This is a genomic window from Flavobacterium sp., assembly GCF_039930565.1.
Classification (GTDB): Bacteria; Bacteroidota; Bacteroidia; order Flavobacteriales; family Flavobacteriaceae; genus Flavobacterium.
Window position 1 is genome coordinate 68549 of record NZ_JBDTTP010000012.1, and the last position, 7116, is coordinate 75664.

8 protein-coding genes are annotated in these 7116 nt (G+C 33.7%); all 8 read right to left on the reverse strand.

The genetic code is table 11. From position 1 onward, the window contains the following. Positions 1-28: 28 nt before the first annotated feature. Complete coding sequence (gene ppk1, locus ABI657_RS05260) at positions 29-2113, reverse strand: polyphosphate kinase 1 (RefSeq protein ID WP_348096194.1); 2085 nt, start codon at positions 2111-2113, stop codon at positions 29-31. 5 nt (positions 2114-2118) lie between these two features. Next, positions 2119-2604: a histidine phosphatase family protein gene (locus ABI657_RS05265; RefSeq protein ID WP_348096195.1), complete on the reverse strand. Its 486-nt coding sequence runs from the start codon at positions 2602-2604 to the stop codon at positions 2119-2121. A gap of 243 nt (positions 2605-2847) precedes the next feature. Continuing rightward, on the reverse strand, positions 2848-3351 hold the full coding sequence (locus ABI657_RS05270) for a CAP domain-containing protein (RefSeq protein WP_348096196.1): 504 nt from the start codon (positions 3349-3351) through the stop codon (positions 2848-2850). A gap of 149 nt (positions 3352-3500) precedes the next feature. After that, on the reverse strand, positions 3501-4145 hold the full coding sequence (pdxH, locus tag ABI657_RS05275; protein WP_348096197.1) for a pyridoxamine 5'-phosphate oxidase: 645 nt from the start codon (positions 4143-4145) through the stop codon (positions 3501-3503). Positions 4146-4242: 97 nt separating this feature from the next. Next, positions 4243-5148: a ribonuclease Z gene (locus ABI657_RS05280; protein WP_348096198.1), complete on the reverse strand. Its 906-nt coding sequence runs from the start codon at positions 5146-5148 to the stop codon at positions 4243-4245. Positions 5149-5193: 45 nt separating this feature from the next. Continuing rightward, entirely contained in the window at positions 5194-5526 is a 333-nt protein-coding gene (locus ABI657_RS05285) for a ribonuclease Z (protein WP_348096199.1), read from the reverse strand. 68 nt (positions 5527-5594) lie between these two features. Beyond that, on the reverse strand, positions 5595-6521 hold the full coding sequence (locus ABI657_RS05290; RefSeq protein ID WP_348096200.1) for an aspartate carbamoyltransferase catalytic subunit: 927 nt from the start codon (positions 6519-6521) through the stop codon (positions 5595-5597). An 82-nt stretch (positions 6522-6603) separates the two neighbouring features. Continuing rightward, positions 6604-7116, reverse strand: a 513-nt coding sequence (locus tag ABI657_RS05295; RefSeq protein ID WP_348096201.1) for a hypothetical protein, incomplete at its 5' end; no start/stop codon positions are given.

The window sequence follows — 7116 nt, forward strand, 5'->3', positions numbered from 1 at the left end:
TGATTTGAAAATTTAATTGTGTTGCTTTTTAATTTATATCCTGAACTACTTTTTCAATTGGTTCATCTGTTTTATTCTGATAATATTTATAAGTTTCAAGTTGAGCCCTGAATATTGGATGATGGTTTCTTACTTTATATTTATTTTCTAAGTTATACGAATGATATCTCACTTTTACATTCCCTTTCCAGGCAATATTAAAATTATCAATCAATTCCTTTTTAATCGAAAGATCATAAATCGGACAGGTCACTTCAACCCTTCCATCCAAATTTCTTGCCATAAAATCTGCTGATGAAATATACACTTCAGTCAAACCGGCATTTCCAAAAATATAAACCCTCGAGTGTTCCAGATAATTATCGACGATACTAATGGCTTCAATATTTTCGCTCATTCCGGGAATTCCGGGAATCAGTGAACAGATTCCCCTTACCTGAAGCTGGATTTTTACTCCCGCATTGCTAGCCTCATATAATTTATCTATCATTTTAAAATCAGATAAACTATTCATTTTTAACTTAATATGTGTTTTCCTTCCTGCTAATGCATGTAGAATTTCACGATCAATTAGTTTTACAAATTTTGTCCTTGTATAATGTGGCGAAACTATTAGGTGTTTATAACGATGTACCCTGTAATTAATATCAAAAAATTCGAATATTTTGGACACATCCTTTAAAATTTGCTGGTGACAGGTAAAAAGGGTAACATCCGTATAAATTTTAGCAGTTGATTCGTTAAAATTACCTGTTGAAATAAACCCGTAACGACGTGTTTTGTCTTCTTCTATTCTTTCGATTACACAAATTTTACTGTGCACTTTAAGGCCTTTTATTCCAAAAATAAGTTCAATTCCTTCTGTTTGCATTTGTTCCGCATATGAAATGTTGCTTGCCTCATCAAATCGCGCCTGAAGTTCGATTTGAACCGTCACTTTTTTACCATTTTTGGCCGCGTTGATCAGAGAGCTAATAATTTGCGAATTCTTCGCGAGCCGATATAAAGTGATTTTTATTGTGGTTACTTTTGGATCCAGGGCAGCTTCTCTTAAAAATTTGGTCAGGTAAGAAAATGACTGATAGGGAGCATGCAATAAATAGTCCTTTTTGCTTATTTTTTCTAATATACTTCCTCCCATGCTTAAACCCGGAATTGGTAAAGGATCATTAGTTTTATATAGTAGATCAAATCTTCCTAAACTTGGAAAATTCATATAATCACGCCTGTTATGATATCTGCCACCTGGAATAATGCTGTCTGTGGCTACAATTTTCATCTTATCAAGGAAAAACTGCAGTGTATCTTCTTCAATCAGGTTGTCATAAATAAACCGTACAGGTTCTCCTATTCTTCTGTCTTTTACGGATGTAGCTATTTTTTCGAGCATACTTTTACTCAAATCACTGTCAATATCCAATTGCGCATCACGTGTAATCTTGATCATGTGTGCCGAGACACTTTTATAATCGAATATATTAAAAATGTTTTTCAGGTTATGCCGAATAACATCATCTATCAAAATAACATAATGTTTTTCATCATTTGAAGGCAATACGACAAACCTGTTCATTGTTTTGGGTATTTCGATTACTGCGTACCGGACTTCATCATTTTGGTTCATTTCTAAACGAACAGCCAAATAACCCAAAGTGTCTTTAAGCACAGGAAATTCTGCCAAATCATTCAATATGATAGTAACCAGCTCAGGACTTAACTTTTGAACAAAGAAATCTCTTAGAAAATTGTCCTGTTCTATTGTAATTTCATTTTCATTGATGATGAAAATATTTTCTTTTTCAAGTTCAGTCTCAATATTGCCTAAAATACGCAGACTCTCAGATTGCTGCTGAATCACAATTTCAGTAATATCCTTGATTAGTTGCTTGGAAGAAACCCCTCCTAAATATTTTTCTCCGGAAATTCCGGAAAGGCTTAACCTACGGATTGCAGCATAACGAACCCTGAAAAATTCATCTAAGTTATTTGAAAAAATTCCTACAAAACGTAATCTGTCTAATAAAGGAACTGTATCATCGGCCGCTTCCTGAAGCACACGGGCATTAAAGGCCAGCCAGCTTTTTTCTCTGTCAATATATTTATGGTCGTACACGCTTTTTATTTTAAATCTTTGGGGAAAATCGTTTTATGTGTTTTACCTTTATGGATGTTTGTCCAACTTTCTGTATCAAATTGTAATGAAACAAAACCGGAAGTTGGAACATTTTCTATAAAAACATCCCCAAATTTATTAACAAAATTTGTAATAGCCTCATTATGTCCAAAAAGAATAACGCTTTCAAAACTATTATCACATGATTTAATAACTTTTTCAAGCTGTTTTCCATCAAAAGTATAAAGATCATCCCTGTAAATAATACTCTCTATTGGGTAGGAAATATTCTGAGCAAAAATAAGTGCAGTTTCTGAAGCCCTGGCTGCAGGACTACTCCACATAATATAGGTTTTAGGAAGGAAATTAGAAATTGTTCCTGATACAGCATGGGCATCTGAAATTCCTCTTTTCATCAAAGGCCTGTCAAAATCTTTTAATGGAGCTTCCCAACTGGATTTTGCGTGTCGTATTAAGATTAAGTTTTTCATAAAAAGATATTCTTTAAAACAAGGAATGTTTTAAAATTAATTCATTCCTAATTTACGAAAGAAATTTTAATACACTTGTCTTTTACAATGTTGTTAACATTAAAACTGCATTAATTAATTTTTATGGCATTTTGGACTTCCATTAGAAAATCTAAATAAATTCTGCGTAATTTAAAGACAAAAAAAAGCCGTCGCAAAATTAATTACAACGGCAACTAAACTAACCTGCATACTAACTATCTTTCAAATTTTTGCAAAAATATTGGTATAATATTTTCTACCATTTTCCGCATCAATTTTAATGGCAATACCAAAATGGGTATAATCGCCTTCTATATTTTTTTTATGTTCACCACTGGCAAGCCAGGCAATTAAAACACCTTCTGCAGTTTTATAGTTATAAGCTACATTTTCACCAACTTTATATGCGCCTAAAACTTTCATTATATTCTCAGAACGTGCTGTAAAATTATCATGATTTACTATTCTGCTGGCAATCATATAATTAGTATGTTCTTCACATTTAACAGAGATATAATTAACTTTTATCAATGTTTTTAAACCAATATTCTCACGATGCTTATTTATTAATTGCATCACTTCTATTTCAGATTCGTTATAATTGTAATCTGTTATAAGTTCTTCATCAGGTTTTTCTTCTTCGCTATTATCACTTGAATCTGATGAACAGGAAACTGCCAAAAGAAAAAAGGTAATGAATAGCGATATTCGAAAAATCCTTTTCATAACATCAGCAATTTTATCAAAAGGCAAATATCAGATGTAAATGCTATTAGATATTTTTTACAGAAATAAAAATAATAAAATTATCGTTTAAATACCAAATAAAATCGATGAAATACATTAAAATTTACTTAAAGAAAGAATTTTCTTATTTAAGAAGATAATCTATCAATTAACCAACTGAAGTCGGATTGGCTTTTGTAACGAATTCTGTCGTGCAGTCTGTTGGGTCTTCCCTGCCAGAATTCTACTTCTAAAGGTGCAACTAAATATCCTCCCCAATTTTCAGGTCTGGGAATTGATTTGCCTTCAAACTCTGTTTCCAGTTTTTTTAGGTTTTCTTCTAAAAAGGTTCTTGATGGAATCACATCACTTTGGTTCGATACGATGGCTCCTAATTTACTGCCGTCCGGGCGTGAATCAAAATAACCGTCCGAAATATTTTCTGAAGTTTTTTGGGCAATTCCTTTTATGATGACCTGACGTTCCATTTCAGGCCAGAAAAAAGACAGACAAACATGCGGATTTGCCGCAATTGCTTTTCCTTTTTCAGAATTGTAATTGGTATAAAATATAAAACCTTCTTCAGAGAATTTCTTTAACAAAACCACTCTCGATTTTGGAAAACCATCTAATCCAATGGTTGAAACCGTCATAGCGTTTACTTCTCCGCTTCCGCCAAAATCTTCCACCTCATGAAACCATCGGTTAAAAAGATTGATCGGATCTTCCGGAATTGTGGATTCCAATAATTCGCTTTTTTCGTAAGATTTTCTATAACTGCTTAAATCGTTCATAATTAAGTTTATTAGATTTTTGGACTTCTTAGATTCTTAGATTTTAATTACTAAGTCTGACTTTAAGAATTTCGACTTTACAACTTTACGACTTATTTCAAAACTCAAAACTCCTGCCGTCATCTCCCGAAAGTACATTTTTAAATACCGTTTCAGCTTCTTCTTTAAAAAATTTTATTCCTTCATACCGTGTTGAATAATGGCCTAAAACCAATTGTCCAACATTTGCTTTTAAAGCTATGGTTGCTGCTTCTTTTGCTGTTGAATGGAGTGTTTTCTTTGCCAAAGCTTCTTCGGATTGCAAAAAAGTGCATTCGTGATACAAAACATCCACATTTTTTATTATCGGAATAATATCTTCATTATAAACGGTATCCGAGCAAAAAGCGTAACTCATGGGCATAATCGGATCAAAAGATAATTTATCGTTTTCTATTATTGTTCCATCATCGAGTGTGATATCGCCACCGTTTTTTATCTTTTGAAAATACGCTTTATGAATATTATATTCCCGCACAGCCTCAACATTCAGTTTTCTTTCTCCCGGCTTTTCCTGAAATAAAAATCCGTTAGTATAAACACGATGTTTAAGCGGAATGGTTTTTACCACCACTCTGTTATCTTCAAAAATCACTTCACTTTGATTGGATTCCAATTCATGGAAAAACAAACCGTAAGTGGTCCAGGAATTGGATAATCTTAGTTGTAGTGTAATGATTTCCTTCACTCCCTTTGGACCGTAAATATGTAAATCGGTGGTTCGTCCTAAAAGTGCAAAAGTTGAGATGGTGCCGATTAATCCAAAAAAGTGATCACCATGTAAATGTGAAATAAAAATGTGATTGATTTTTGAGAATTTAATCTTGTTCTTGCGCAATTGTACCTGAGTTCCTTCACCACAATCAATTAAAAACATTCTGTTCTTGATTTCTAAAACCTGAGAAGTAGGGTTGGTAATCGTTCTGGGAGTTGCGGCATAGCAGCCAAGTATGGTTAATTTCATTTCTAAATTGATAATTGACAATTATTAATTATCAATTGTTAATTATTAAAAACCCAGGTCTCTTTCGATTTCTTCCATTTCGATGATATCGTGTGCTTCCAAAAGTGAAGGAACAATAGTCAGTTTATCAGAAACAGCATTAAAGTCAAAGTCATCAACAACAATTATAAATGATTTTTTTGCTTTTTTATGCTGTTTGGAAAGCGGTAAAAAAAGCTTCACATCACTTTCAGATAAATTGGAATCCGAAGTTAAATCGATAATGATATTTTGTTTTTCAAAGGTTTTAAACTGCTGCGTTACTTTCTCCAGAAAAGAATTGACATCTCCCTGGGTATCTTTAATCGTAACGGTATGTCCTTTTTGATCTACTTTCATCTTATAATGTATTGGGGGCTCAATATAAAAATAATAATTCCAGAGCTAAGGTACAAAGTTTTTAAAAACTATTGAATTTTGGAAGCCAAAAGATAAATAACCGCCATTCTGATCGCTACACCATTCTCCACCTGATTCAAAATCACCGAATGATTCGAGTCCGCAACTTCAGAAGTAATCTCTACTCCCCTGTTGATGGGTCCCGGGTGCATGATGACGATTTCTTTTCCAAGAGAATCCAAAAGCGGTTTATCCACTCCGTATTGCTGGGCGTATTCTCGTGTTGAAGGGAAAAAATTCACATCCATACGTTCGTTTTGTACACGAAGCATATTAGCTACGTCGCACCATTCTAATGCTTTTCGTAAATTCGGCTCGACCGTAACTCCAAGCGATTCAATATATCTTGGAATCAGGGTTTTTGGCCCACAGACTTTTACTTCAGCGCCCTGCATTTTTAAAGCATATATGTTGGATAAGGCAACTCTTGAATGCAGAATATCACCTACGATAACTACTTTTTTTCCGGCAACGTCACCCAGTCTTTCTCTAATAGAATAACTGTCTAACAAAGCCTGGGTTGGATGTTCATGCGCTCCGTCTCCGGCGTTTACGATACTGGCTTTGACGTTTTTGGATAAAAAATAAGCCGCTCCGGGATTAGAGTGGCGCATGACAACCATATCAACTTTCATGGAAAGGATATTGCTTACAGTATCAATCAATGTTTCTCCTTTTTTAACCGAAGACTGGGCAGCCGAAAAACTAATGACATCTGCCGATAATCTTTTTTGGGCTAATTCGAAAGAAAGTTTGGTTCTGGTACTGTTTTCGAAAAATATGTTGGCAATGGTAATATCTCGTAATGAAGGAACTTTTTTAATGGGTCTGTTAATGACTTCTTTAAAATGATCTGCCGTTTCAAAAATTAGGTTAATATCATTCTCATTGATGTATTTAATTCCTAATAAATGATTTACGCTTAATTCTTTCATTTTTGTTTCTTTAATTTTATTGATCAAATTTCTGAATTACTGAAACGATCAGTTCTTCAATACTTTTTAAAGAGTGATTGCTCTATTGAATCATTCTGTCAACTACTTCACTGTAATCCTGCAAATCCCTTGCATCTTCATCAAAAATTTTCTGCCATCTGAAACCCGGAATTTCAATTTTAGATTTTGCAGAACCGTTCCAGATTATTTTAAAATCGTTATTGATTAAAACTTCGGCAACTCGTTTTCCTATCTCTATTGTAACTGTATCATCAGCATTATCTACTTTCTGAAAAGCGATATACAAACCTGGATTTTCAATAGCGATTGCTCTGGCCAAATCCTGTTCGTGATAAAAACAATAACCGTCAGACTCTGTTTCGTTTTCCTGCAAATCTCTTTCAACCTCCACTACTTCATATTCACCGTAGGTTGTGGTGTAACCCGCATTGTGAAGTGCGATTATATTTTCATCGCATAATTCATCAAAAGCTTTTATCAGTCTTTCCGTATCGGTAGGACTTTCCCATTGTTTACTTTCTGAAAGTAACTTTTGGTATTCCTCTTTTATTTTATCAAAAGCCCATTCTTCTGA

What these genes read in the sequence shown, in the direction of transcription:
- ABI657_RS05265 (WP_348096195.1), bottom strand. Translation starts at nt 2,604, where the DNA reads ATGAAAAACTTAATCTTAATACGACACGCAAAATCCAGTTGGGAAGCT.
- ABI657_RS05270 (WP_348096196.1), bottom strand. Translation starts at nt 3,351, where the DNA reads ATGAAAAGGATTTTTCGAATATCGCTATTCATTACCTTTTTTCTTTTG.
- pdxH (WP_348096197.1), bottom strand. Translation starts at nt 4,145, where the DNA reads ATGAACGATTTAAGCAGTTATAGAAAATCTTACGAAAAAAGCGAATTA.
- ABI657_RS05280 (WP_348096198.1), bottom strand. Translation starts at nt 5,148, where the DNA reads ATGAAATTAACCATACTTGGCTGCTATGCCGCAACTCCCAGAACGATT.
- ABI657_RS05285 (WP_348096199.1), bottom strand. Translation starts at nt 5,526, where the DNA reads ATGAAAGTAGATCAAAAAGGACATACCGTTACGATTAAAGATACCCAG.
- ABI657_RS05290 (WP_348096200.1), bottom strand. Translation starts at nt 6,521, where the DNA reads ATGAAAGAATTAAGCGTAAATCATTTATTAGGAATTAAATACATCAAT.